The organism is Oleiphilus sp. HI0132 (genome assembly GCF_001635845.1).
Genome location: NZ_LWGJ01001464.1, coordinates 1 through 564, shown reverse-complemented (window position 1 = coordinate 564; position 564 = coordinate 1). Strand labels below are relative to the sequence as shown.

General features: G+C 46.1%; 1 protein-coding gene. It reads left to right on the top strand.

Annotated elements, in window-relative coordinates; translation table 11 throughout:
* Positions 1 to 114: 114 nt before the first annotated feature.
* Positions 115 to 564: hypothetical protein (locus A3766_RS22615; RefSeq protein WP_156509055.1), on the top strand; the 450-nt coding region annotated here is incomplete at its 3' end.

Genomic DNA, 564 nt, shown 5'->3' with positions numbered 1-564 from the left:
TTGTTCTTTTCTCGCATCGGATCTCCTAGGCGCTACTTCACCCAGTTTTTTGCTACGCACCCGCCATTAGAAGAACGGATTCGCAGAGTTATGCCACGGTGGAGCGGCCGTTTTATGAAGCCTTCTTCACTAGAGCGGGAAGCAAGTGTTTTATCCGGTAGTGGTGAAACTGTATCGTCTTTTGCTGGGAGTGAGCAAGTAGTAGAACCAACAATAGGCGAGCAAAAAGCTGAATCTGCAAAACCTGTAGAGCATAAACCGATAGAGTTTGAGCCGGCATTTAGTCAGGATGGTGTTTTCAAGTCAGCTTATGATTTGCTTGTTGGTAAAGCTCACGAACCCAGTGAAGCGCCTGCCTTAATGTGTGCAGTCTTGCTTGATGAACAGGAAGCTGTCGTCAAAAAACAGCTTAAGGTCGTTAGTTCAAGCCAAAAAGGTTCACCTCAAAAGATTGGTGGTGATCTTGCAGATTCAGTTGCTGACATGATCAAGCCTTTAGCTGAGCTAAACTCCGAGCAGCGCTTGGAGATTGTTGAACTAAGCATACCCGCATTAAAGCTGATG